Origin of the sequence: Pseudomonas carassii (assembly GCF_036324045.1) — a bacterium.
Lineage (GTDB): Bacteria > Pseudomonadota > Gammaproteobacteria > Pseudomonadales > Pseudomonadaceae > Aquipseudomonas > Aquipseudomonas peradeniyensis.
Window position 1 is genome coordinate 1 of sequence record NZ_JAZDCT010000042.1, and the last position, 22,962, is coordinate 22,962.

The following is a 22,962-nucleotide window of genomic DNA, read 5'->3' on the forward strand; positions in this document are numbered from 1 at the left end:
AGCGCGGCGGGTTGAGCTACCTGTCGGCGTCGTTGTGCATGAACGAGGGATTCTTTCCCCAGACGGCGCAGGTGGTGTCGCGCAAGACCACGCAACTGCAGTTGATCCAGGCCGGGTTCGGGGTGGCGTTGCTGCCCCTGAGCATGCGCGAAATCGCCCCGCCCTCGGTCACCGTCGTGCCGCTGGCCGAGGCCTGCCAGAGCACCGTGGCCCTGGCCTGCCGACGCGACGCGGGAGCGCTGTCGAGAAAGCTACTGGACAGCCTGCGCTTGCCACAGGGCGATCAGGGCATGTAGCGCTCCACCAGCGCAAAGATGATCGCCGCGGTTTCCGCATCCAGTACACCGTCAAAGTTGCCTGGCCGGAAATGCAGCTGGAACGCCCTGAGCACTGCACGCACCTGGGCCGGATCGGGGCTGGTCGGGAAGCTGTAGCCGTAGGTACGCAGCTTGGCGAGGACGACCTTGACCTGCGGCAGGCAGCCCGCGAAGCGCTGCTGGTAGTACGCCTTGCGCGCCTCGTCATACCAGGCACCGATACCGGCCTGGTGCAGCGCCTGCCAGGGAAAAGCGGCACCCGGGTCACTCTTGCGGCCAATGGCGATGTCGCTGTGGCCGACCACCTGGGTCGGCGTGATGTCCGGATAGCGCTGCAGGATCGCCTGGCCCAGCTGGATCAAGGCCTCCACCTGTTGGGGGTGATAGGGCGGGAACACGAACTGGCCGTTGCTCACCGACGCCTGGCTGACGATCTCGATGCCGATCGACGTATCGTTCAGGTTGCTGCGTCCGGCCCAGCCGCTGACACCCGCGTGCCAGGCGCGCTCGTTCTCGTCGACGAGGTTGAAGGTGCGCATCGCGTCGAAACCTGCACTGGTGAAGCTCGGATCGGATGGGTCGGGCACCAGGTAATGGGCGCTGACCTGGGTACCGTTGACCAGCGCATTGATCGAGCCGTTGAAATTGACGGCTGTGTAATGCAGCACCAGGAATCGCACCCGTCGGTTGAACGCCTTGGACCGGTAGGTGTGAGCGTCTATGGGATACATGGCGAATCTCCACCTGGAATCAGGCGCCCAGCGTGCATCGCCGGATATCGGGGCCGGCAGCCGGAAATGCTCCCAAGGTGGGGCGTGCCAGAGGCCGGCACAGACAACCAGGCCTTCGCTCCTTTATGATGCCCGGCATGATCAGAGACCCTTTCGAACGACTCGGCCTGGACCGCGAGGTCCTCACCGTCAGCCAGCTCAACGGCCGCGCCCGCGTGCTGCTCGAGGACGTGTTCCGCAGCGTCTGGGTGGAAGGCGAGATTTCCAACCTCGCCCGCCCGGCCTCCGGCCACATGTACTTCACCCTCAAGGACAGCGGCGCGCAGATCCGCTGCGCGCTGTTCCGGCAGAACGCCGCCCGCGTGCGCCAGGCCCTGCGTGACGGCCTGGCGGTGAAGGTGCGCGGCAAGGTTTCGCTGTTCGAGGGCCGCGGCGACTACCAGCTGATCCTCGACACCGTCGAACCGGCCGGTGACGGCGCCTTGCGCCTGGCCTTCGAGGCGCTGAAGGAAAAGCTCGGCGCCGAGGGGCTGTTCAGCACCGAACGCAAGCAGCTGCTGCCGGCCCACCCGCAGCGCATCGGCATCGTCACCTCGCCCACCGGCGCGGTGATCCGCGACATCATCAGCGTGTTCCGGCGCCGCGCGCCGCAGGTCGAACTCAATCTGATCCCTACCGCCGTGCAAGGCCGCGAGGCCATCGCACAGATCGTCCGTGCCCTGCAGATGGCCGACCGGCAGGGCTTCGACGCGCTGATCCTGGCCCGTGGCGGCGGCTCGCTGGAAGACCTCTGGTGCTTCAACGAAGAGGCCGTGGCCCGTGCCGTGGCCGCCTGCGTGACGCCGATCGTCAGCGCCGTGGGCCATGAAACCGACGTGTCGATCAGCGACTTCGTCGCCGACGTGCGCGCCCCTACGCCATCAGCCGCCGCCGAGCTGCTCGCCCCCGACAGCAGCGGTCTGCAGCAGCGCCTGGACAGTCTGCAGCGGCGCCTGTTGCTGCGCATGCAGAGCCGCCTGGCCCATGACCGCCTGCGCGTCGAGGGCCTGGCCCGACGCCTGCGCCACCCGGGCGAGCGCCTGCGCCAGCAGGCCCAGCGTCTGGACGACCTGGACATGCGCCTGCGCCGCGCCTTCGCGCTGAACATGCGCCAACGCCACGAACGCCTCGGCCGCCTCGACATGCGCCTGGCCGCGCAACACCCGGGACGCAACCTGAAACTGCTCAAGCAGCGCCTGGACAGCCTGGCCGAACGCCTGCCACGGGCCATGCGCGAGGTGATCAAGGACCGCCGCCAGCGCTTCCAGGCGCAGTTGCAGACGCTGCAGGTGGTCAGCCCATTGGCGACCCTCGCCCGCGGCTACAGCATCCTCCTCGACGAGCGCGGCCAGGCCATCCGCAGCGCCGCGCAGACCCACAACGGCCAGCGCCTGACCGCCCGCCTCAACGAAGGCGAGCTCAAGGTGCGGGTCGAGGACAACCACCAGACTCCGGTCACCCTCTCGCTACTGGACTGACACATGCCCCGCCTGTTCGCGCCCCTGCTCGCCCTTGCCCTGCTGCTGCCGCTCACCGCGGCCCAGGCCAGCTACATCACCCGCACCCTCGACAAGCCGGTGCCCGGCGGCGTGGCCGTGGTCAACCTGGGGCCGGCCGCCAGCGCGCCGAGCGCCCGCTTCGACGGCAAGCCGGTGCTGGTGGTGAAGGAGCAGGACAACTGGCTGGCCATCGTCGGCATCCCGCTCACCCAGAAGCCCGGCAGCGCCGTGCTCAGCCAGGGTGGGCGCGACATCCGCTTCAGCGTGGGCAGCAAGAAATACCCCGAACAGCACATCACCCTGAAGAACAAGCGCCAGGTCAACCCCGAGCCCGAGGATCTCAAGCGCATCGACCGCGAGCTGGCCGAGCAGGTCAAGGCCTACCGCAGCTTCAGCCCGACCCTACCGAGCAACCTGATCCTCGACAAGCCGGTCAACGGCCCGCTGTCGAGCAAGTTCGGCGTGCGCCGCTTCTTCAATGGCGAGGAGCGCAACCCCCATGCTGGCCTTGACTTCGCCGTGCCGGCCGGCACGCCGATCAAGACCCCGGCCAACGGCAAGGTGATCCTGGTGGGCGACTACTTCTTCAATGGCCGCACGGTGTTCGTCGACCATGGCCAGGGCTTCATCAGCATGTTCTGCCACATGTCGCAGATCGACGTGAAGCCGGGGCAAGTGCTGCGCCGGGGCGAGGTGGTCGGCCGCGTGGGCTCGACCGGCCGGGCCACCGGGCCGCACATGCACTGGAACGTCAGCCTCAACGATGCGCGGGTCGATCCGGCAATTTTCATCGGCGCGTTCCAGCCCTGAAAGCGTAATCGCGGGGCAAGCCCGCTCCCACGCAGCCATGGTGGGATCGTGGGAGCGGGCTTGCCCCGCGATTTGCGCAACGAAAAAACATCACGCAATAAAATCTCAACAAACCCTAATCAACGGCCACAAAAACTCAGAAGCATCGTTTTTTTAAGCATTCCTCTCAATTTTCCCGCAATGCTTGCCATCCCCCAACCCACTGGTTAGGGTTGAGCCTATGAACATCTTCAGCACCCTGCTCCGACAACACCGCAGCCTCTGCCTGGTCAGCGCCCGACTACCAGGGTGAATCGCGTCGCCTAGCCTTTTTCTCTCGTTTTCGTTTGGCAGGCCCGATCACGGCCGCACATAAAAGGATTGCTTCCATGACCATGCTCAAAGACCCATCGAAGAAATACCGCGCGTTCCCGACCATCGACCTGCCTGACCGTACCTGGCCGTCGAAGACCATCACCCAGGCACCGATCTGGTGCAGTTCCGACCTGCGTGATGGCAACCAGTCGCTGATCGAGCCGATGGACTCGGAGAAGAAGCTGCGGTTCTGGAAGACCCTGGTGCAGGTGGGCGTGAAGGAAATCGAAGCGTCGTTCCCGTCGGCCTCGCAGACCGACTTCGACTTCGTGCGCACCCTGATCGAAGACGGCCACATCCCGGACGACACCACCATCCAGGTGCTGACCCAGGCCCGTGAAGACCTGATCGCCCGTACCTTCGAGTCCCTGCGCGGGGCCAAGAAGGCCATCGTGCACCTGTACAACGCCACCTGCCCGTCGTTCCGCCGCATCGTCTTCAACCAAGACAAGCAGGGCGTGAAGGACATCGCGGTCAACGCCGCCAAGCTGTTCGTCAAGTACGCCGCCCAGCAGCCGAACACCCAGTGGACCTTCCAGTACTCGCCTGAAACCTTCAGCGCCACCGAGCTGGAGTTCGCCAAGGAAGTGTGCGACGCGGTGATCGAGGTGTGGAACCCGACCCCTGAGCACAAAGTCATCCTCAACCTGCCGGCCACCGTCGAAGTCGCCACGCCGAACATCTACGCCGACCAGATCGAATGGTTCTGCCGCAACATCAACCGTCGCGACAGCGTGATCATCAGCCTGCACACCCACAACGACCGTGGCACCGGCATCGCCGCCACCGAGCTGGGCCTGATGGCCGGCGCCGACCGTGCCGAAGGCTGCCTGTTCGGCAACGGCGAGCGCACCGGCAACGTCGACCTGGTGACCCTGGCGCTGAACCTCTACACCCAGGGCATCGACCCGCAACTGGACTTCTCCGACATCGATGGCGTGCGCAAGGTCGTCGAGGAGTGCAACCAGCTGCCGGTGCACCCGCGTCACCCGTACGTCGGCGACCTGGTCCACACCGCCTTCTCCGGCTCGCACCAGGACGCCATCCGCAAGGGCTTCGCCAAGCAGCAGGACGGCGAACTGTGGGAAGTGCCGTACCTGCCGATCGACCCGGCCGACATCGGCCGCAGCTACGAGGCGGTGATCCGCGTCAACAGCCAGTCGGGCAAGGGCGGCATCACCTACCTGCTCGAGCAGGAGTACGGCATCAGCCTGCCGCGCCGCATGCAGATCGAGTTCAGCCAGGTGGTACAGGGCGAGACCGACCGTCTCGGCCTGGAAATGACCGCCGAGCAGATCTACAAGCTGCTGCAGAAGGAATACCTCCAGGCCAACGCACCGTATGCGCTGGTCAGCCACCGCCTGCAGGAAGAGAACGGCAGCAGCCACGTGCAGGTGGAAGTTTCCGGTGAAGGCGAGACCACCCTGCATTGGCACGGCAAGGGCAACGGCGCCCTGGAAGCGCTGGTCGCCGGCTTGCCGATCGCCGTGGAGATCATGGACTACAACGAGCACGCCATCGGTGCCGGCACCAACGCCAAGGCGGCGGCGTACATCGAACTGCGCGTGGCCGGCGGGCGTCCGGTGCACGGCGTGGGCATCGACGAGAACATCACCACCGCCAGCTTCAAGGCGCTGTTCAGCGCGCTGAACCGGTCGCTGAGCCAGCAGCAGGCCAAAGCGGCTTGATGCGCTGATCGACCAGAAGAGCCCGCAGAGATGCGGGCTTTTTTGTGCGCGCTGGATGAGATTAACAGGCTGCAGAAAGCAGGCCATCATTTAGCCTTCATTCATGGGTATACTGCGCGAGCCCTCCCCCACTCATGCAAGGAGCACCATGAGCTATTGCCTGGCGCGCGCACCGCGCCACCGCCCGCTGGAATGCAATCGATGAGCATCCCATTGAGTGAACGGATCGGCGCCATGGGGCTGGTTGACCAACTGCGTCATCGCGAAATGGCCATCCAGGAGCACCTGGACTTGCCTCGGCGCCGGGCCGAAGTGGCCGAAGGCATTCGCACTTACTACCAGAGCCATGGCATCGCCTTCGACGAAGCAACGGTCGAGGAAGGCGTACGTCAATTCTTCGCACGACGCCTTGAATTCCAAGCCCCTGCACTGGGCTTCACACAACGCCTGCTGACTCGTCTGGCCATGGCCTACCGACCGCTGCTAAAAGGCGTGGCCTACAGCGTGCTGCTGATCGCCTTGGGCCTGGGCACACTGTTTCTGGTGGAGAGTGGACTAAACATTCGGGCGGGCCTGAGCGCCGACCAATTGGCCATCGATGTCCAGCTGTTGCAGATGGATTTAGCTGCGCAGCGCCAGCGTTTGGAGCAATCCAAGGCGCGTCAGGCACGCCAACCGGTTCCAGTGGTGGCGGATCTGCTCGTCAAGGTCGAGCGTCTGCTGCCCAGCCCCAGCCAATCATTGAATGTCGTACGACCCGATCCGATCACCCGCGACAACCGCGCGCCCTTCAATGCTCGAATCGAACAAGCGTACTTCGTGTTGGCCGGCGCGCAAAACAACCTGGCAAAGGCCAGAAAACGACTCAACCGCGTGGAGCACGTCTACATCAGCCTCGACCGGCAGCAGCAATTGCAGGATCGCCTGAATGCCATGCCGCTGCCCAAGGCCGATCATGAGCAACTGGCTGACTGGCTCAACCGTGCCGGTGAAGATATCGCCAAGCTGCAACTGGAAAAGGCCGACTCCACCCTCGACGCAGTGAAGGACTACCTGATTTACGCCGCAGAACCCCTGACCATCGAGCTGATCGATCGCCCCGGCATCAAGTCGGGTGTGGAGCGCTGTTACGAAAACGCCGGCTGCAGCCCGAACAGCACCCGAGGCAAAAGCTGGTATCTGATCGTCGAACCCTTCGACGCTGCCGGTAAGCAGACGTGGGCGCCGGTGACCAGCGTGGAGACCGGCAAGACCCGTTGGGCCAATCGTTTCGGTGTCCGCGTCAGTTACGACGAGTATCTGCGGGTCCGGCAGGACAAGCTCGAAGATGGCCATATCAGCCAACGCCTGATCGGCAGAAAACCGGTGAACAGCCTGAGCATACACTTCAGCCAGAGCACCTACGCTACCCCCGACATGATTCTGGAATGGTAATGCCATGACACCGATCACCCTTGTCAATGCGCTCGAACACAACTCGCGCCAAGCCGAACAGACCAGACGTGACGCTGAGCAAGCGCTGTATACCCAGCTTGACCAAGAAGCCCGACTGGAAGACCAGATCACCTCGAAGCTGGGCCAGATTGCCGCCCTGCAGCTGAATATCGCCCCCGATCAAGACCTGCATACGCGGCAGTTGTTCGAGCAGCGCGAGTACGCCCGAGCGAACCTTATCCAGGCGCTCGAACGAGTCGAGCATTTGATAGCCGCCCAACTGGATAAACGTCAGCAAGTGCGCAGTGATCTCGGCCAACTCGATGCCCAGGCCCAGCGTCTGCTCGACGAGGATCCTGCTTTCGCCCAATTGCTGGAACAACTGAATGCGGCCCGGCAAGCCGAACAGCAGTCCGATGCGGGTTACGAGGAAATCCGCAACGAGTGCGCCAACAAACTGGAGGGTTACAAGAGCAACACGCTCTACCGTTTCCTCAAGGCCTGTAGCTATGGGACCGAACAATACCGGCCTTACCCCTTCCAGCGCGCACTGGACAACTACCTGGCGCGCAAGGTCGACTTTCACGTCAACTACGCCAACGAACAGACCTTGCTGGCCATGTACACGCGCAACGAGACCCAGCGCCAGACCCTCGCCCAGGCGCGGCAGCAATTGCAGGCGCAACACCAGCAGCATCTGGAAAAAGCCCGAGAAGCAGCTGGCATGCAAGCCCTGCAGGCCGAGGAACAAGAGCTGGAAGTGTTGTTGAGCGAGGCCAAGGCCGACGCCAGCTCGCTGCATGCTCAACTGGCCGACTTCAATCAGCAACGCGATCCCCATCTGTTGCAGATTCGCCAGAGCATCACCGACAGACTCAGGGCACGCCCCTTGGCCGAGCTGATCATCGAGGCAGCCAAAACACCGAGCCCGGACGACGATGTCCTGGTAGGCGACCTGCAGTTGCTGCACGCGCGGCTACGGGAGATTCAGCAACCGCTGAGGAGCCTGCGCGACCAGAGCGACAACCAGCGCCAACGCTATGACCGGGCCAAGACCCTGGAGTACGCGCTGCGCGATGCCCATTACCGCGACCCAAGCCATATGTACCAGCTGCAGCAGCCCATCGAGCAAATACTCGACGACTACATGCGCGGCCAGCTGGAACAGTCCGACGTTCAGCGCTTGCTCGATGAAGGTCGGCAGTTCGTGTCGCCACAGCTTCCAGTTGACGACCGGAGCAACTCGGCCAGCTCCCATGGCAGCAGCTTCTCCACGTCAGGCAGTTTCGGTGGAAGCGGTTTCAGCACCTCCAGCAGTTCCGGCGGTGGTGGTTTCCGCACTACCAACAGTTTCTGAATCGCGCAACTCAATTGCAGATACCCACTCAGGCAAGGATCACCATGAGCCAATACCTCGAACGCGCCCTCGACGGCCTGCGCAAAATCGGCATCGCCTTCGGTCAGGCGCCCCAGCCAGCACCAGTACTGAGCCTGCTGGACAAGGTCGCGCACTACGACAACCAGCGTGTCACCGGCATCGCCGCAGTACTGCAGCAGGCGTCACTGTTCAACCAGACCGTACGCGAGCAGATCGCCGGAATGGATATCTCTCACCGCTACATGGATATCACCGACAGCTTCACGTCAATTCGTGAAGATGCGGCTGCCATGGCCACCTGGATGGACGATGGTCGCCTGGATACCCTCGAACGCCTCAAGCTGGCCTGGATGCGCATGCTGCGAGGCTCGATCCCGAGCCGCTTCGAGGACATCCGCAAGCACTACCTGGACGTTTGCGCGGCCGCCAGCGATCAGATCACTCGCGAAAGCCTGATTCTGGAAGCGTACATGGACTTCCGCCTGGCCATGAAGACTGCCGAGGTCGATGCCCAGCAAGTACTGGCCATCGCAGGGCAGTCCCTGCAGGAGTGCAGCAGTGCCCTGGACACCGCCAACGCTACCGTGGCGGCGGCCGCAAGCGAAGCGCCCGCCCGCATCGCGGCACTTGAGCTGGTGCGTGACGAAGCGGTGCGAGCCCTGCAGAACGAAGACAAGAGCTACCAGATCGTCAAGGATATCGCTGACGACCTACGGGTTGGCTACAACACCGCCGAGATGGTTTTTGCCCGCATCAGCCAGGTGCATGTGGTCAAGGAGCGTCAGTACCAGCGAATGGTGTCGTTCTTCGCCACTAACGAAATCGTGCTCACCAGCCTTGCGGTTTCGTTCACCGCCAACCAGGGCATGGCCGAGGCCACCCATACCCTCAACGCCACCACCTCCGGTATCAACAAGGGCCTGGAAGCCCTGGGCGAGCTGGGCAACCAGCAACTGGGGGCGGCGATGAAAGCCAGCTATGGCTCGACCCTGCGCGTCGAATCGGTGCGCGCCCTGGCCCAGGCCACCCTGGATTTCCAGAATGACATGAAAGGCCTCACCGAAACCTACCGTGCCGAGTCGAGCAAGGCCGCGCTGGAAATTTCCACCGCAGTCGAAGACGCCAAGCGCGCCTTCGCCTCCTTGCTGAGCAAAGCCGCGCAATGAGCAATGGCTCGCTCAGCGAACAGATGGGGGCCATGGCCCTCGTCGACGAGCTGCGCCTGCAGCAGCGCCAGGTTCAGGAGCATCTGGACCTGGCGCTGCGTCGCGCCGAAATCGTCGAACGCATTCGTGGCTACTACCAGCGCCAGGGCATCGCTTGCGATGACAGCCTGATCGAGCAAGGGGTACGCGAGTTCTTCGCCCGCCGCCTGCGGTTCGAGGCGCCGCAACTGTCCTGGCCCCACAGGTTGCTGGCGGGGATGCTCCTGCGCCGCAGGCTGCTGGCCTGGGGGGGGCTGACGGGGGTCGCCTTGCTGGGCGGTGCCCTGCTGACGGCAAATCTGCGCCAACCTGTGGCGCCCACCCGACCGACCGAGGTCAGCGCCCCTGCCAATAAGGGCCTGGGGGTGCCAGCGCCAGCCTGGACAAGGGAAGCGGACCGAGCGGCGCACCAGGCACGCCTGGACCAGTACACTCAGTTGATGGCCCGCTTGGAAGCCATGCCGCTACCGGAAGACGTGCGCGCCAAGCTGCTGCCGTTCGCCCGTTCCACCGGCGCGCTGGTGGCCGATCATGGGCCGGCCAAGGCCATTCAGGCATTGCGCGAGCTGCAGGTGTACGTCGACTACACCGAAGCGCAGCTGCAACTGCGCATCCCCGACGGCGCCGGACAGCTATCCGGTTACGAACGCTGCCGCAAGACCTCGGCGTGCCAGCCAGGCAGCGAGGACGGCAAGGCATGGTTCCTGGTGTTTCAGGCACGCGACCCGCAGGGCAAGGTGGTGACGATGCCGCTCGCCAACGGCCACACCGGCGCGATCGCCCTCGCCGACTCCCTCGGTGTGCAGGTCACCCACGCGCAGTACCTGAAAGCCCAGCAGGTCAAGCAGGCCAAGGGCCGCGTCGATAATCCGGTCATCGGCCGCAAGGATGCCTACAACCTGAGCAGGCACTTCGACAATCGCGTCTTTGCCGGTAGCAGCTTCGACAATCCGGCCGACACCAACCAGTCCATCGTCTCCGCCAGCTTCTGATGACCCGCCAATGACCGTCTCACTTTCCGAACAGATGGGGGCCATGGCCCTGGTCGACGAGTTGCGCCACCAGGAACTCGCACTGCAGGAGCACCTGGATCTGCCGAAGCAGCGCAGCGAAGTAAGCGAACGCATACGCAGCTATTACCAGCGCAACGGCATCCATCATGAACAGACGCATGTCGAACAGGGCGTTCGGGCATTCTTCGCCCAACGCCTGGTCTTCGAAGCGCCGCCGCTGAGCAGGTGGGAGCGCTTGCTGGTGCGCCTGGCCCTGTCGCCCTCGCTGCTGATCCCTCCAACTGCGGCCGTACTGGCTGTCGGCGCCCTGAGCTGGGCACTGCTTGCTGGTTGGATATGACCGAACCATGACACCCGACACCCTGTTCATCGCGATCGACAACTACACCCGTAGCACCCTGCTGGCGCAGCGTGAAGCCGAAGAAGACTTGCGTGAGGCCATTGCTCGCGAGGTCAGGCTTGAGTGTCTGATGGCCGAGAAACTCAATGAACTTGCCAGTTTCCAACTGGAACAAGGCCCAGAGCTTGATCCTGAGACCCGACAACTGCTGGCCGAACGCGAAAGCGCACAAGCCGAGCTGCACGACCACATCGATCGCCTGCAACGGCTGATCGAGGCGCGCCTCGAGACTCAGCGCCACCTACAGACACACATCGGTACACTTGAAACCCAGGCACGTACTCAACTTGAGAAAGACCCGGCATACCTGAGCCTGACTGCGCACATTCGCCGAGCGCTGGACAACGAGCCGCAAGCCGAACTGGCTTATGTGGAGATCCGCGACGAGTGCAGGGCAAAGCTGGTAGCGTACTGGAACAACCCGATATTCCGCGCCCTGGTATTACGCGACTACGCAACCGAGCGCTACAGACCTCGCTTGCTGCGTACCTGGCTCGATGACTTCCTGGCCCGCAAGGTGAGTTTCCAGGTAAACCAGGCCAACGAACAGATGCTCCAGGCAATGCTCGACCGCAATGAAGTACAAAGGGAACAGCGCATGCGCGACAGGGAGCAAATGGGACGTGAACACCAGGCGTATCTGGACGAGGCGTACCATAGGCTGGGCTTGCCGGCGCTCTGGGCACAGGACGATGCTCTCGACCACGAACTGTCCGAGGCGAAGGCCGAAGTCGATGCCTGGTACCTGCAATTGAGCGCCTTCAACCAGGGGCTGGATCGCAACCTGCAACGCATTCGCGAGCAGCTCACTGCGAAACTCAAGACCCGCCCGCTTGCGCAACTCATGCAGCACGCCGCCGCCACACCGGATGAGACCGATGATGCGTTGGTGAGTGAGCTACAGGGCTTGCACCCACGCCTGCTTGCACAGCAGGAGGCCAGCACCAGGCTGCTGCAGGTGCGTGACCGCGCGAGCTTCGACCATGAGCGCGCGCTGGCACTGGATCGCGCCTTGCGCAACGACTTTTACCAAGATCGCAACAGCCGCTACATCACCCCTCGTCCGATCAGGCAGTTCATCGAGGCCTACCAGCGAGGCGAGATGGACCTGCAGGCGATCAAGACCCTGCTTACCAGCGCACGGACCCTGATCGACCCCAGCCGGCCTGGCAGCGGCTGACAATTATCGGCCTAAATGACTCAGGCAAAAAAAAGGGGCGCCGACCAAGCGCCCCACAAGCCGTGTAGCACACAACGAAATCTGTCAGTCCAGCAATGCCATCGCCTCGGCGCTGCACGCCTCGATCCGCGCCCAGTCGCCGTTCTTGATCCAGCTGCTGTCGAGCATCCAGGTGCCACCCACGCACATCACATTGGGCAGGGCCATGTAGTTGCGCACGTTGGCCGGGTTCACCCCACCGGTCGGGCAGAAGCGAATGTCGCCGAATGGGCCGGCAAAGGCCTTGATCGCCGCCACGCCACCACTGATCTCCGCCGGGAACAGCTTGAAGCGACGGTAGCCGAGGGCATAGCCCATCATGATCTCCGACGGCGTGCTGATACCCGGCAGCAGCGGAATGTCACTGTCCACGCCCGCTTCGAGAATGTCCTGGGTGATGCCCGGGGTAACGACGAACTGCGCGCCCGCGGCCTCGACGGCGGCGAACATGCCACGGTCGAGCACGGTACCGGCGCCGACGCACAGCTCGGGGCGCTGCTCGCGCAGCACCTGGATGGCCTTCAGGCCGTGCTGCGAGCGCAGGGTCACTTCCAGGGTGCGGATGCCGCCGGCGGCCAGGGCGTCGGCCAGAGGCAGGATGTCTTCCTCACGGGCGATGGTGATCACCGGCAGGATGCGCGCCTTGTCGCAGATCGCGTCGATCCGCGCGGCTTTGTCGGCCATCGAGAGCAAAGGCTGTGGGCGTTCGAGGGTGGTCATGACAATGGGTCCTTGGCTCATGGGCACCAGTAGATGTCCAGGGGGTCGTGAAGAAAAGCGCGAATCGGCATTTCGGTAGGGTCTTCGGCCGCCAGGGCGGCACGCAGGGTGGCGAGCTTGCCCGCGCCTTGCACGGACAGGGCGATGAAGCCGGCGCTGGCCAGCAGCGCGCGGGTCATGCTCAGGCGCTGGTGCGGCACGCTCGGCGCCAGCATCGGCAGGCAACGACGCTCGCCGACCTTGGCCAGGCCCTGGCGCAGGTTGGGGCTGGCCGGGAACAGCGAGGCCGTGTGGCCGTCGTCGCCCATGCCCAGCACCAGCACATCGATCGGCGGCAGGTCGGCGAGCACCTGGTCAGCCTGCTCGGCGGCAGCCTCCAGGGTCGCGGCACTCTGGTACAGGCCGATGAAGCGCGCCTTGGCCGCCCCGCCCTTGAGCAGGTGGCGGGCCAGCAGGCCGGCGTTGCTGTCTTCGTGTTCCACCGGCACCCAGCGCTCGTCCGCCAGGCTCACGGTGACCTTCGACCAGTCCAGCACCTCTGCCGCCAGTTTCTCGAGAAACGGCACCGGGCTGCGGCCGCCGGACAGCACCACGCAGGCCTGGCCCTTGCTGGCGATGGCCTGGCGCAGGCGCTCGGCCACATCACGGGCCAGGGTCGCCGCCAGGGTTTTCGCATCAGCCAGCTGATGCGCCTTAACCGTCGCCGGCAGTTGCAGTTCAGATATCGCCATACCAGGCCCTCCCATCGCGAGTGATCAATGCAATCGAGCTCATCGGCCCCCAGGAACCGGCCGCATAGGGCTTGGGCGCGTCGCCGCTGGTTTTCCAGCCGGCGATCAGCTGATCGCACCATTTCCAGGCGTATTCGATCTCGTCCTTGCGCACGAACAGGTTCTGGTTGCCGCGCATCACTTCCAGCAGCAGACGCTCATAGGCGTCCGGAATCCGCGCGCTGCGCCAGGTGTCGGAGAAGTTCAGTTGCAGCGGGCCGCTGCGCAGTTGCATGCCCTTGTCCAGGCCCTGCTCCTTGGTCATCACCCGCAGCGAAATGCCTTCGTCCGGCTGCAGGCGGATGATCAGCTTGTTGCCGATCTGCAAACGCTGTTCCGGGGCGAAGATGTAGTGCGGGGTTTCCTTGAAATGGATGACGATCTGCGACAGCTTCTGCGGCATGCGCTTGCCGGTGCGCAGGTAGAACGGCACCCCCGACCAGCGCCAGTTGCGGATATCGGCGCGCAGGGCGACGAAGGTCTCGGTGTCGCTCTGGGCGTTGGCGTTGTCCTCTTCCAGGTAGCCCGGCACCGGCTTGCCGTCACTGAAGCCGGCAATGTACTGGCCGCGCACCACATGGGTGCTCAGGCCTTCGCCAGTGATCGGCGCCAGTGCCTTGAGCACCTTGACCTTCTCGTCGCGGATGCTATCGGCCGACAGGTCGCTGGGCGGGTCCATGGCGATCAGGCAGAGCAGCTGCAACAGGTGGTTCTGGATCATGTCGCGCAGCTGGCCGGCCTTGTCGAAGTAACCCCAGCGGCCCTCGATGCCGACCTTCTCGGCGACGGTGATCTCCACATGGGAGATGGAATTCTGGTTCCACTGGGTTTCGAACAGGCTGTTGGCGAAACGCAGGGCGATCAGGTTCTGCACCGTCTCCTTGCCCAGGTAGTGGTCGATGCGGTAGACCCGGCTCTCGGGGAAGAACCGCGCCACGGCGTCGTTGACCCGGCGCGACGACTCCAGGTCGTGGCCGATGGGCTTTTCCAGCACCACTCGGGTGCGCGAGGCCAGGCCGGCCTTGTCGAGGTTCTCGCAGATCGCGCCGTAGACCGCCGCGGCCGTGGCGAAGTAGGCGATCAGCGGCTGCCCGCTCGGCGCCTGTTCGGCCAGGGCCTGGTAGCCCTCGGGTTCGACGAAGTCCAGGTGCAGGTAGCTCAGGCGCCCGAGGAAGCGCCCCAGGGAAGCGGCATCGATCTCGGCCTCCGGCACATGGCGGCGCAGGTGGGCTTCGATGTTGTTCAGGTGTTCCTGCACGCTGCCCGGCTCGCGGGCCAGGGCCAGCAGGCGGGTGTCCGGGTGCAGGAGGTCGGCGCGGTCGAGCTGGTACAGCGCGGGAAACAGCTTGCGCAATGCCAGGTCGCCGAGGGCGCCAAAGAGGGCGAAGGTGCAGGGTTCGACACTGATCGCGGCCATGATGTTGGTTCTTTTATAAATGTTGGACTAGGAATACCGGTTTCAACCCTGCTTTTCAAGGGTTAATGTAGTAAAAACCACAACATCCAATACAGCCATTACAGACAAGTGGTGTGACAATCTTACCGACAGTACGATACACGCCACCGCAAAAAGCCAGCTTCCCGACCCAAGGACACACCATGGACCGCGTGCGCAACCTCCTGGAACAGATCCAGGGCCGCCTCGACGAGCTGAACAAGGCCGAACGCAAAGTCGCCGAAGTCATCCTCCTCAACCCGCAACAGGCCACCCGCTTCAGCATCGCCGCCCTGGCCCAGGCGGCCAAGGTCAGCGAACCGACGGTCAACCGCTTCTGCCGCTCGTTCGGCGTCAGCGGCTACCCCGAGCTCAAGCTGCAGCTGGCCCAGAGCCTGGCCAGCGGCGCCGCCTATGTCAGCCGCGCGGTGGAGGCCGACGACGATCCGGCCGCCTACACCCAGAAGATCTTCGGCAGCGCCATCGCCTCGCTGGACAGCGCCTGCCAGGCGCTCGACCCGCAGCAGGTCAGCCGCGCCGTGGACATGATGATCCAGGCCCGACAGATCCACTTCTTCGGCCTCGGCGCCTCGGCCCCCGTGGCCCTCGACGCCCAGCACAAGTTCTTCCGCTTCAACCTCGCCGTGTCGGCCCATGCCGATGTGCTGATGCAGCGCATGCTGGCCTCGGTGGCCCACACCGGCGACCTGTTCGTAATCATTTCCTACACCGGGCGCACCCGCGAACTGGTCGAGGTGGCGCGCCTGGCCCGGGAAAACGGCGCCTCGGTGCTCGGCCTGACCGCCGCCGGCTCGCCCCTGGCCCAGGCCTGCAGCCTGAGCCTGCACATTCCGCTGCCGGAAGACACCGACATCTACATGCCGATGACCTCGCGGATCATCCAGCTCACCGTGCTCGACGTGCTGGCTACCGGCATGACCCTGCGCCGCGGCGTGGACTTCCAGCCGCACCTGCGCAAGATCAAGGAAAGCCTCAACGCCAGTCGCTACCCGATCGAGGACGACGACCTCAACTGAGCCGGTGCGCCTGCAGTCGCAGGTGCGCCCGCTCCCCCGGCGCCAGGCTCAGGCCCTCGCCACTGCCGCTGGCCGCCTCGACGCAGACAAAGCCCTGGCATTCACGCCCGGTCACGCCCATCAACGGGCGATTGCCCGGGTGCCAGACCACGGTGTCGTCGCTGTCGCCGGTGTCGATGCACAGCTCGCGCTGCCAGTCCGGATCCTGCAACTGCACCTTGGGTGTGCCCGGGTAGACTTTCTGGCAACCGCCCTTGAGGGTCAGCGCGCCATCCTCACGGCAGGCCTGGCGATTGAGGCGATCGTAGCCTTGGATATCCTCGAGCCCGGACAGCGCTATCTTCGACACGTCGCTGATTCGCCAGTAGGCCAGCAGCGCATGACTCAGCTGGCAGGGCTCGCTGTCCTGGTGCTCGGTGCTCAGGCTCAGCTCCATGCTCGCGCCGAGCCGGGCGTGCAGGTCGACCTGCCAGTCGCACAGGTCCAGGCGCCACTTCAGGGTCACGCCCTCATCATCCTCACTGCTGTCCACCAGCTTCCAGTCCAGCAGGCGCGCCCAGCCGTGGGCCGGCCACAGGTCCTCGCTGGGGTGACGGCCATACCATGGCCAGCATACCGGCACGCCCCCACGGATGGCGCCCACCTGCGGCCACTGCTCGGCGCACCACAGCCAGGGCTTTTCGCCGGCAGGCTGGAAATGCAGCAGCTGCGCGCCCTGACGGCTGAACACCGCCTGGCAGCAGGGGTGGTCGATGATCAGCACATCGCGCTGCTGGTAACGCTCCCACTCGAAGGTCGGCCTGGGCCGTTGCGAGGTGAAGAAGCGATGTAGCGGATGTTCAGGCATGGTTCCGAGCTCTTTTGTTGTTCGAGATAGCGCTGTCTCGACCCGTGCCCGCTAACCACTGCTGGCCAGTGGTTAGCGGGAGGTCGAGATGGATGGCGTAAATTTACAACAATTTTTCTCAGAATGACGACTGAATCTTCAACCCCGCGACCAGCGCGTTATCCACCTCGTCCACACCGCCCGGACTCTTGATGTACTGCAGGTTCGGGCGCACGGTCAGCCAGTTGGTGACGTGGAAACCGTAGTAGAGCTCGGCGTTGTACTCGGTGCGCTGCAGCGGCGCGAAGCCCGGGTTGTCGTAGTCGTTGATACCGCTCTGGGCATTGAGCAGCTCGGCACGCTTCTTCACGTCGTCGTTGACGTGGATGCGGGCGATGCCGAAGCCGATGTCGTCCTTGGGCCGGGCGTCGAAGGCGCCCTTGTAGACCAGGCCGACCTGCTGGTAGTTATCGACCACGTTGGTGGCCTTGTCGTGCACGGTGAAGTTGGCGAACAGGCTCAGGCCGCGATTGACGTCGCCGGCATGGGCGGTGACCTGCTGCTGCGCCACCACCCACCAGCCGTGCTTGCTGGAGTGCGACTTGAACGCCGCGCCGGTCAGCGCCTGCGGGTTGCCGTTGATGTCGTCGTAGACGTCGTCGGCCTTGGCGGTGCTGTAGTAGTAGCCCAGGCGGTACTCGCCCGGCAGGCCATTGACCTTGGGCGACCACACCGCCTCCACCGGCAGGATCGCGCCCTTGGTGCCGCTGCCGCTGAGCTTGAAGCCGTTGCCGGTCTCAAGGTTCGACGGGTTCTGCTCGTAGGCGCCGACCTGGACGAAGAATTCCGGGGTGATGTTGTACTTGACCCGCAGCGCCCACTGGCTGACCGGCCAGTTGTACCAGATGCCGCCGACCCAGTTGCCCACCTGCGAGCCGCAGAACGCCAGGTTCTGGAAGTCGCAGGGGAAGCTGTTGAAGTCCTCGCCCTCGCCGAAGCGGCCGAATTTCACGTCCAGCGCGCCGTCGAAGTACTTCTGCTTGATCCACATCTGGGTCAGGCGCCAGGTCTGGCCCCGGCCCCAGACTTCCTGCACCGAGCTGAACTGCCCGGCGCGCGGGTCACTGATGCGGTCGTTGGACAAGTTGCGGCCGCTACGTTCGGTGATCGCCAGTTTGAACTCGGTGTCCTTCCAGCCGAAGATCTTCTCCAGGTCCAGGTGCGCGCCCAGGGCGAACTGGTCGCTGTAGCGCGCGGTCTTGTCGTCGTTGTAGCCGCCGTGCAGATTGCCGGCCACCTCGCCGACATAGTCGAGGGTGAAGTCGTAGCCCTTCTCCAGCAACTCGGTGCGGGTGCCGCCCCAGTCGCCGGTCATCCATTTCGATTCCGACGAGAAAGCCTCGGCGGCCTGGGCCCCGCTGCTGCCGACCACGGCCAGCAGTGCCAGTGAACCCAGCGTCCTGATGCGATTGCGATGTTCCATCCCTTTGCGTCCTCTTTTCTTGTTATTAACAGAACGAATCAACGGCCAGGTCTTTTCTGTGGGAGCGGCCTTGTGTCGCGAAAGGGCTGCAGAGCAGCCCCAGCGATTGTGCGGGTTGCTCAGATCCCGGGGCCGCTACGCAGCCCTTTCGCGACGCAAGGCCGCTCCTACAGGGACCGCGTCCGGTTTAGCGGCCTTTGAAGCGAGTCACGTTGTCCTTTACGGCGGTGGCGGCAAGGTCCAGGCGTTCGCCGCTGCTGGCGTCGAACAGCAGCACCCGCGCCGGGTCGAACTGCAGGTTGAGGCTGTCGCCGACCCGGCATGCCACATCCGGCGCCAGGCGGCAGCACACCTTGGTCTGGTTGAGGGTGACGAACACCAGCAGGTCCGGGCCGGTGGGTTCGGTGACCTGTACTTCGGCGCGGATGCCCGGCAGGCCATTGCCCTGCTCCGCCCCCAAGGCGATCTGCTCCGGGCGCACGCCGAGGATGATCTCGCGGCCTTCCAGCTCGTCCGCCGCCACGCCCAGCGGCAGCTCGCAGCGCGCCTGGCCGCTGTCGAGCAGCGCCAGCACGCGGCCGTCCTGCTTCGTCAGGCGCACCGGGATGAAGTTCATCGGCGGCGAACCGATGAAGCTGGCGACGAACAGGTTGGCCGGATCGTTGTAGATCTGCTGCGGCGTGCCGAACTGCTGGATGATGCCGTCCTTCATCACCGCCACCTTGTCACCAAGCGTCATCGCCTCGATCTGGTCGTGGGTGACGTACACCGTGGTGGTTTTCAGGCGCTGGTGCATCAGCTTGATCTCGGTGCGCATCTCCACCCGCAGCTTGGCGTCGAGGTTCGACAGTGGCTCGTCGAACAGGTAGATCTTCGGCCGCCGCGCCAGCGCCCGGCCCATGGCCACGCGCTGCTGCTGACCGCCGGACAGCTGCCCGGGCTTGCGCTCGAGCAGGTGCTCGATCTGCAGCAGCTTGGCGACCCGTGCCACCTCCTGGTCGATGGCGGCCTGGGGCATCTTGCGGATCTTCAGGCCGAAGGCGATGTTGTCGCGCACGTTCATGGTCGGGTACAGCGCGTAGGACTGGAACACCATGGCGATGTCGCGATCCTTCGGGCTCATGCCGCTGACGTCCTCGTCGTCGATGAGGATCGCCCCGCCGCTGATGCTTTCCAGGCCGGCGATGCAGTTCATCAGCGTCGACTTGCCGCAGCCCGAGGGGCCGACCAGGATCAGGAACTCGCCGTCCTTGATCGCCAGCTGGATGTCCTTGAGCGTGTCCGGCAGGCCCACGCCGTAGGTCTTGTGCACATTGCGAAGTTCGAGTGTTGCCATGACTTACCCCTTGACCGCGCCGGCGGTCAGCCCGCGCACGAAATACTTGCCCGCGACCACGTAGACCAGCAGCGTCGGCAGCCCGGCGATCATCGCCGCGGCCATGTCGACGTTGTATTCCTTGGCCCCGGTGCTGGTGTTGACCAGGTTGTTGAGGGCCACGGTGATCGGTTGCGAGTCGCCGCTGGAGAACACCACGCCGAACAGGAAGTCGTTCCAGATCTGGGTGAACTGCCAGATCAGGCAGACCATGATGATCGGCGTCGACATCGGCAGGATGATCCGCCCGAAGATGGTGAAGAACCCGGCGCCGTCCAGGCGCGCGGCCTTGACCAGCGCCTCGGGGATGCTCACGTAGTAGTTGCGAAAGAACAGCGTGGTGAAGGCCAGGCCGTACACCACGTGCACCAGCACCAGCCCGCTGGTGGTGCTGGCCAGGCCCAGCTTGCCGAGGGTGAACGAGGCCGGCAGCAGCACGGTCTGGAACGGCAGGAAGCAACCGAACAGCAACAGGCCGAAGAACAGCTGCGAGCCACGGAAGCGCCACATCGACAGCACATAGCCATTGAGCGCGCCGATGGCGGTGGAGATCAGCACCGCCGGCACAGTGATCAGGATCGAATTGACGAAGTAACCGCTGACCGTGGCCCAGGCCTTGCTCCAGCCGATGGCGGTGAACGCGGTCGGCCAGCTCAGCAGGTTGCCGCTGCCGATGTCCTCGGGGCTCTTGAAGCTGGTCAGCAGCATCACCACCAGCGGCACCAGGTACAGCAGCACGGCCAGCAGCAGTACGGCATGGATGGCGATGCGGCTGAGGTTCAGTACGGGTTTGTCGGTCAGGCTAGTCATGGCGTTTGCCCCGCAATTCGGAATACAGGTACGGCACCAGGATCGCCAGGATCGCGCCGAGCATCAGGATCGCGCTGGCCGAGCCCATGCCCATCTGTCCACGGCTGAAGGTGAACGAGTACATGAACATGGCCGGCAGGTCCGAGGAGTAGCCCGGACCACCGGCGGTCATCGCCGCCACCAGGTCGAAGCTCTTGATGGCGATGTGCGCGAGGATCATCAGCGAGCTGAAGAACACCGGACGCAGGCTGGGCAGCACCACGGTCCAGTAGATCCGTGGCAGGCTGGCGCCATCGAGCTGGGCGGCGCGGATGATCGACTGGTCGACACCGCGCAGGCCGGCGAGGAACATCGCCATGATGAAACCCGAGGCCTGCCACACGGCAGCGATCACCAGGCAGTAGACCACGCGGTCGGGGTCGATCAGCCAGTCCAGGCGAAAGCCTTCCCAGCCCCAGTCGCGCAGCAGCTTGTCCAGGCCCATGCCGGGGTTGAGCAGCCACTTCCAGGCGGTGCCGGTGACGATCATCGACAGGGCCATGGGGTAGAGGTAGATGGTGCGGATGAATCCTTCACGGCGGATGCGCTGGTCGAGCAGCACGGCGAGGAACACGCCGATGGCCAGGGTGATGCCGATGAACAGGCCACCGAACAACAGCAGGTTCTTGCTCGCCACCCACCAGCGGTCGTTGTCGAACAGCCGGGCGTACTGCGCCAGGCCCGCCCACTTGTAGGTGGGCAGGAAGGTCGAGGTGGTGAACGAGAGGACGAAGGTCCACAGGATGTAGCCGTAGAAGCCCACCAGGACGATGAACATGCTCGGCGCCAGCACCAGCTTCGGTAGCCAGCGCTGCAGCGCGTCCAGGGGGGAGGCCCGCAGGCGGGCGGTTGCTGTGGTCATGGTTCAGATCTCGTTTCGAGAAAGGCAGATAACCGTGCAGGAGCGGCCTTGCGCCGCGAAAGGGCCGCAGCGCGGCCCCGACAACAACCGGAGAGGCCAGGGGCTGCTATGCAGCCCTTTCCGGCCGGTCCGGCGCCCCGGCAAGGCCGCTCCTACACAGGCGCCTGACTACTTGGCGGCGTTGACTGCTGCGGCCAGTTTCTTCGCCGCATCCGCAGGATCGGCCTTCGGATCGTTGATGTAGTTGGTCACCACATCGAAGAACGCCCCCTGCACCGCCAGCGTGGTGGCCATGTTGTGCGCCATGCTCGGTTGCAGGCCGCCGGTCTTGGCGTCGGCCAGGAAGTCCTTGGCCGCGGTCTGGGCGCAGCTGTCGAAGCCATGCTTGCCCATGTCGGCGAGCATGTCGTTACGCACCGGGATCGAGCCCTTGTTGATGCTGAAGACCTTCTGGAACTCCTCGCCCAGCACCTTGCGGGCGATGTCCTGCTGGCCCGCCGCGGTGCCCTTGTCCTTCTGCTTGAACACCACCAGCGAGTCGATGTTGTAGAGGAAGGCCTGGTCGGTGCCGGGGAAGGCCACACACTGGTAGTCCTTGCCGGCGGTCTTCTTGGCCAGGGTCCATTCGCTCTTGGCCCAGTCGCCCATGATCTGCATACCGGCCTTGCCGTTGATAACCTTGGCCGCCTCCAGGTTCCAGTCCTGGCCCTTGCCGTCAGGGTCCATGTAGGTGGCGACTTTCTTCAGCTCGGTGAGCGCCTTGACCATCTCGGGGCCGGTCAGGGCCTTTTCGTCCAGTTCGACCAGCGCTTTCTTGTAGCCTTCTACGCCCATTACCGAGAGCACCACGCTCTCGAACACGGTGCTGTCCTGCCACGGCTGGCCACCGTGGGCCAGCGGGATGAAGCCGGCGGCCTTGAGCTTGTCACCGGCGGCATAGAATTCTTCGAGGGTGGTCGGCGCCTTGTCGATGCCGGCCTTCTTGAACACTTCCGGGTTGATCCACAACCAGTTGATGCGATGGATGTTCACCGGCACGGCCACGTAGTCGCCGTCGTACTTGACGGTGTCGGCGACCTTCTTGTCGAGCAGGCTGTCCCACTTCTCCGCTTTGGCCACGTCCTTGAGCACGTCAGGGTCGAGCAGGCCGGTGGCGGCCCAGTCCTGGATATCCGGGCCCTTGATCTGCGCCACGCCAGGCGGGTTACCGGCCACGGCGCGGCTCTTGAGCACGGTCATGGCGGTGGCGCCACCACCGCCGGCCACGGCACCGTCCTTCCAGGTGAAACCGTCCTTCTCGACCTGGGCCTTGAGCACATCGACCGCGGCCTTTTCACCGCCGGAGGTCCACCAATGGACGACCTCCACGCTGCCTTTGGAATCGGCGGCCTGGGCACTGAGGGAGAACAGGGAGGCAAAGGAGATCGCGGCGGCGAGACGAAGCGTCGAATGCATGGGAATACCTTTCTTGTTGTTATGCGAGGCAAGACTGTCGCTTGCATGGCATTGAGTGTAAGG

At 64.3% G+C, this 22,962-nt stretch carries 21 protein-coding genes; 11 read left to right on the forward strand and 10 right to left on the reverse strand.

Features of this window, described 5'->3' with window-relative positions; all coding sequences use genetic code 11:
• Nucleotides 1-296 (forward strand): LysR substrate-binding domain-containing protein (locus V0R62_RS23490; RefSeq protein WP_330105420.1); only part of this gene is annotated, 296 nt, incomplete at its 5' end.
• On the opposite strand, the gene V0R62_RS23495 is transcribed toward V0R62_RS23490, so the two are convergent.
• Nucleotides 284-1,048: an N-acetylmuramoyl-L-alanine amidase gene (locus V0R62_RS23495; protein WP_069017654.1), complete on the reverse strand. Its 765-nt coding sequence runs from the start codon at nucleotides 1,046-1,048 to the stop codon at nucleotides 284-286. The genes V0R62_RS23490 and V0R62_RS23495 overlap by 13 nt on opposite strands.
• Before the next feature lie 137 nt (nucleotides 1,049-1,185).
• Here V0R62_RS23495 and xseA point away from each other — a divergent pair, with 137 nt between their 5' ends.
• The 9 genes from xseA (at nucleotide 1,186) to V0R62_RS23540 (ending at nucleotide 12,048) form a co-directional block, all read left to right on the forward strand.
• Entirely contained in the window at nucleotides 1,186-2,565 is a 1,380-nt protein-coding gene (gene xseA / locus V0R62_RS23500) for an exodeoxyribonuclease VII large subunit (protein ID WP_330105421.1), read from the forward strand.
• 3 nt (nucleotides 2,566-2,568) lie between these two features.
• Nucleotides 2,569-3,396, forward strand: a complete 828-nt coding sequence (locus V0R62_RS23505; RefSeq protein ID WP_330105422.1) for a peptidoglycan DD-metalloendopeptidase family protein — start codon at nucleotides 2,569-2,571, stop codon at nucleotides 3,394-3,396.
• A gap of 368 nt (nucleotides 3,397-3,764) precedes the next feature.
• Nucleotides 3,765-5,438, forward strand: coding sequence for a 2-isopropylmalate synthase (gene leuA, locus V0R62_RS23510; protein ID WP_330105423.1), 1,674 nt, complete (start codon nucleotides 3,765-3,767; stop codon nucleotides 5,436-5,438).
• A gap of 156 nt (nucleotides 5,439-5,594) precedes the next feature.
• Nucleotides 5,595-6,872 (forward strand): DUF6384 family protein, encoded by a 1,278-nt coding sequence (locus V0R62_RS23515; protein ID WP_330105424.1) that lies wholly within the window; start codon nucleotides 5,595-5,597, stop codon nucleotides 6,870-6,872.
• A gap of 4 nt (nucleotides 6,873-6,876) precedes the next feature.
• Nucleotides 6,877-8,229 (forward strand): coiled-coil domain-containing protein, encoded by a 1,353-nt coding sequence (locus V0R62_RS23520; protein ID WP_330105425.1) that lies wholly within the window; start codon nucleotides 6,877-6,879, stop codon nucleotides 8,227-8,229.
• A gap of 44 nt (nucleotides 8,230-8,273) precedes the next feature.
• Entirely contained in the window at nucleotides 8,274-9,416 is a 1,143-nt protein-coding gene (locus tag V0R62_RS23525; RefSeq protein WP_330105426.1) for a merozoite surface protein 3b, read from the forward strand.
• Nucleotides 9,413-10,447 (forward strand): DUF6384 family protein, encoded by a 1,035-nt coding sequence (locus tag V0R62_RS23530; RefSeq protein ID WP_330105427.1) that lies wholly within the window; start codon nucleotides 9,413-9,415, stop codon nucleotides 10,445-10,447. The genes V0R62_RS23525 and V0R62_RS23530 overlap by 4 nt, the downstream gene beginning before the upstream one ends.
• 10 nt (nucleotides 10,448-10,457) lie before the next feature.
• Nucleotides 10,458-10,808: a DUF6384 family protein gene (locus V0R62_RS23535; RefSeq protein WP_330105428.1), complete on the forward strand. Its 351-nt coding sequence runs from the start codon at nucleotides 10,458-10,460 to the stop codon at nucleotides 10,806-10,808.
• A 7-nt stretch (nucleotides 10,809-10,815) separates the two neighbouring features.
• Nucleotides 10,816-12,048 carry a coiled-coil domain-containing protein gene (locus V0R62_RS23540; protein WP_330105429.1) on the forward strand — a complete coding sequence of 411 codons (1,233 nt, stop codon included), beginning with the start codon at nucleotides 10,816-10,818 and terminating at the stop codon, nucleotides 12,046-12,048.
• Nucleotides 12,049-12,132: 84 nt separating this feature from the next.
• Here V0R62_RS23540 and V0R62_RS23545 read toward each other — a convergent pair whose 3' ends face one another.
• From V0R62_RS23545 to zwf, 3 genes are read right to left on the reverse strand one after another with little or no spacing between them, the layout of a single operon-like run.
• Nucleotides 12,133-12,807, reverse strand: a complete 675-nt coding sequence (locus V0R62_RS23545; protein ID WP_050704151.1) for a bifunctional 4-hydroxy-2-oxoglutarate aldolase/2-dehydro-3-deoxy-phosphogluconate aldolase — start codon at nucleotides 12,805-12,807, stop codon at nucleotides 12,133-12,135.
• 17 nt (nucleotides 12,808-12,824) lie between these two features.
• A complete protein-coding gene (gene pgl, locus V0R62_RS23550) occupies nucleotides 12,825-13,538 on the reverse strand; it encodes a 6-phosphogluconolactonase (protein WP_330105430.1) in 714 nt (237 codons plus the stop codon).
• Nucleotides 13,525-14,994, reverse strand: coding sequence for a glucose-6-phosphate dehydrogenase (gene zwf, locus V0R62_RS23555; RefSeq protein WP_186734093.1), 1,470 nt, complete (start codon nucleotides 14,992-14,994; stop codon nucleotides 13,525-13,527). Before zwf ends, pgl begins: the two co-directional genes overlap by 14 nt.
• 191 nt (nucleotides 14,995-15,185) lie before the next feature.
• On the opposite strand from zwf, the gene hexR reads away from it, so the two are divergent.
• Nucleotides 15,186-16,049, forward strand: coding sequence for a DNA-binding transcriptional regulator HexR (gene hexR, locus V0R62_RS23560; protein WP_172402443.1), 864 nt, complete (start codon nucleotides 15,186-15,188; stop codon nucleotides 16,047-16,049).
• Here the strand turns inward: hexR and V0R62_RS23565 are convergent.
• The 6 genes from V0R62_RS23565 to V0R62_RS23590 form a co-directional block, all read right to left on the reverse strand.
• On the reverse strand, nucleotides 16,042-16,896 hold the full coding sequence (locus V0R62_RS23565) for a D-hexose-6-phosphate mutarotase (RefSeq protein ID WP_330105431.1): 855 nt from the start codon (nucleotides 16,894-16,896) through the stop codon (nucleotides 16,042-16,044). The genes hexR and V0R62_RS23565 overlap by 8 nt on opposite strands.
• Nucleotides 16,897-17,014: 118 nt before the next feature.
• On the reverse strand, nucleotides 17,015-18,358 hold the full coding sequence (locus tag V0R62_RS23570) for a carbohydrate porin (RefSeq protein WP_330105432.1): 1,344 nt from the start codon (nucleotides 18,356-18,358) through the stop codon (nucleotides 17,015-17,017).
• Nucleotides 18,359-18,545: 187 nt separating this feature from the next.
• Complete coding sequence (locus V0R62_RS23575; RefSeq protein WP_330105433.1) at nucleotides 18,546-19,694, reverse strand: ABC transporter ATP-binding protein; 1,149 nt, start codon at nucleotides 19,692-19,694, stop codon at nucleotides 18,546-18,548.
• A gap of 3 nt (nucleotides 19,695-19,697) precedes the next feature.
• Nucleotides 19,698-20,543 (reverse strand): carbohydrate ABC transporter permease, encoded by an 846-nt coding sequence (locus tag V0R62_RS23580; RefSeq protein WP_330105434.1) that lies wholly within the window; start codon nucleotides 20,541-20,543, stop codon nucleotides 19,698-19,700.
• Nucleotides 20,536-21,444, reverse strand: a complete 909-nt coding sequence (locus tag V0R62_RS23585) for a carbohydrate ABC transporter permease (protein WP_186713879.1) — start codon at nucleotides 21,442-21,444, stop codon at nucleotides 20,536-20,538. The genes V0R62_RS23580 and V0R62_RS23585 overlap by 8 nt, the downstream gene beginning before the upstream one ends.
• A 168-nt stretch (nucleotides 21,445-21,612) precedes the next feature.
• On the reverse strand, nucleotides 21,613-22,899 hold the full coding sequence (locus V0R62_RS23590; RefSeq protein WP_330105435.1) for an ABC transporter substrate-binding protein: 1,287 nt from the start codon (nucleotides 22,897-22,899) through the stop codon (nucleotides 21,613-21,615).
• Between the last annotated feature and the right edge of the window lie 63 nt (nucleotides 22,900-22,962).

Coding starts and splice junctions, on each gene's coding strand:
- V0R62_RS23565 (WP_330105431.1), bottom strand. CDS start 16,896: ATGCCTGAACATCCGCTACATCGCTTCTTCACCTCGCAACGGCCCAGG.
- xseA (WP_330105421.1), top strand. CDS start 1,186: ATGATCAGAGACCCTTTCGAACGACTCGGCCTGGACCGCGAGGTCCTC.
- V0R62_RS23495 (WP_069017654.1), bottom strand. CDS start 1,048: ATGTATCCCATAGACGCTCACACCTACCGGTCCAAGGCGTTCAACCGA.
- V0R62_RS23585 (WP_186713879.1), bottom strand. CDS start 21,444: ATGACCACAGCAACCGCCCGCCTGCGGGCCTCCCCCCTGGACGCGCTG.
- V0R62_RS23545 (WP_050704151.1), bottom strand. CDS start 12,807: ATGACCACCCTCGAACGCCCACAGCCTTTGCTCTCGATGGCCGACAAA.
- V0R62_RS23580 (WP_330105434.1), bottom strand. CDS start 20,543: ATGACTAGCCTGACCGACAAACCCGTACTGAACCTCAGCCGCATCGCC.
- V0R62_RS23535 (WP_330105428.1), top strand. CDS start 10,458: ATGACCGTCTCACTTTCCGAACAGATGGGGGCCATGGCCCTGGTCGAC.
- V0R62_RS23525 (WP_330105426.1), top strand. CDS start 8,274: ATGAGCCAATACCTCGAACGCGCCCTCGACGGCCTGCGCAAAATCGGC.
- V0R62_RS23590 (WP_330105435.1), bottom strand. CDS start 22,899: ATGCATTCGACGCTTCGTCTCGCCGCCGCGATCTCCTTTGCCTCCCTG.
- V0R62_RS23520 (WP_330105425.1), top strand. CDS start 6,877: ATGACACCGATCACCCTTGTCAATGCGCTCGAACACAACTCGCGCCAA.
- V0R62_RS23530 (WP_330105427.1), top strand. CDS start 9,413: ATGAGCAATGGCTCGCTCAGCGAACAGATGGGGGCCATGGCCCTCGTC.
- V0R62_RS23540 (WP_330105429.1), top strand. CDS start 10,816: ATGACACCCGACACCCTGTTCATCGCGATCGACAACTACACCCGTAGC.
- V0R62_RS23570 (WP_330105432.1), bottom strand. CDS start 18,358: ATGGAACATCGCAATCGCATCAGGACGCTGGGTTCACTGGCACTGCTG.
- leuA (WP_330105423.1), top strand. CDS start 3,765: ATGACCATGCTCAAAGACCCATCGAAGAAATACCGCGCGTTCCCGACC.
- V0R62_RS23575 (WP_330105433.1), bottom strand. CDS start 19,694: ATGGCAACACTCGAACTTCGCAATGTGCACAAGACCTACGGCGTGGGC.
- V0R62_RS23505 (WP_330105422.1), top strand. CDS start 2,569: ATGCCCCGCCTGTTCGCGCCCCTGCTCGCCCTTGCCCTGCTGCTGCCG.
- zwf (WP_186734093.1), bottom strand. CDS start 14,994: ATGGCCGCGATCAGTGTCGAACCCTGCACCTTCGCCCTCTTTGGCGCC.
- pgl (WP_330105430.1), bottom strand. CDS start 13,538: ATGGCGATATCTGAACTGCAACTGCCGGCGACGGTTAAGGCGCATCAG.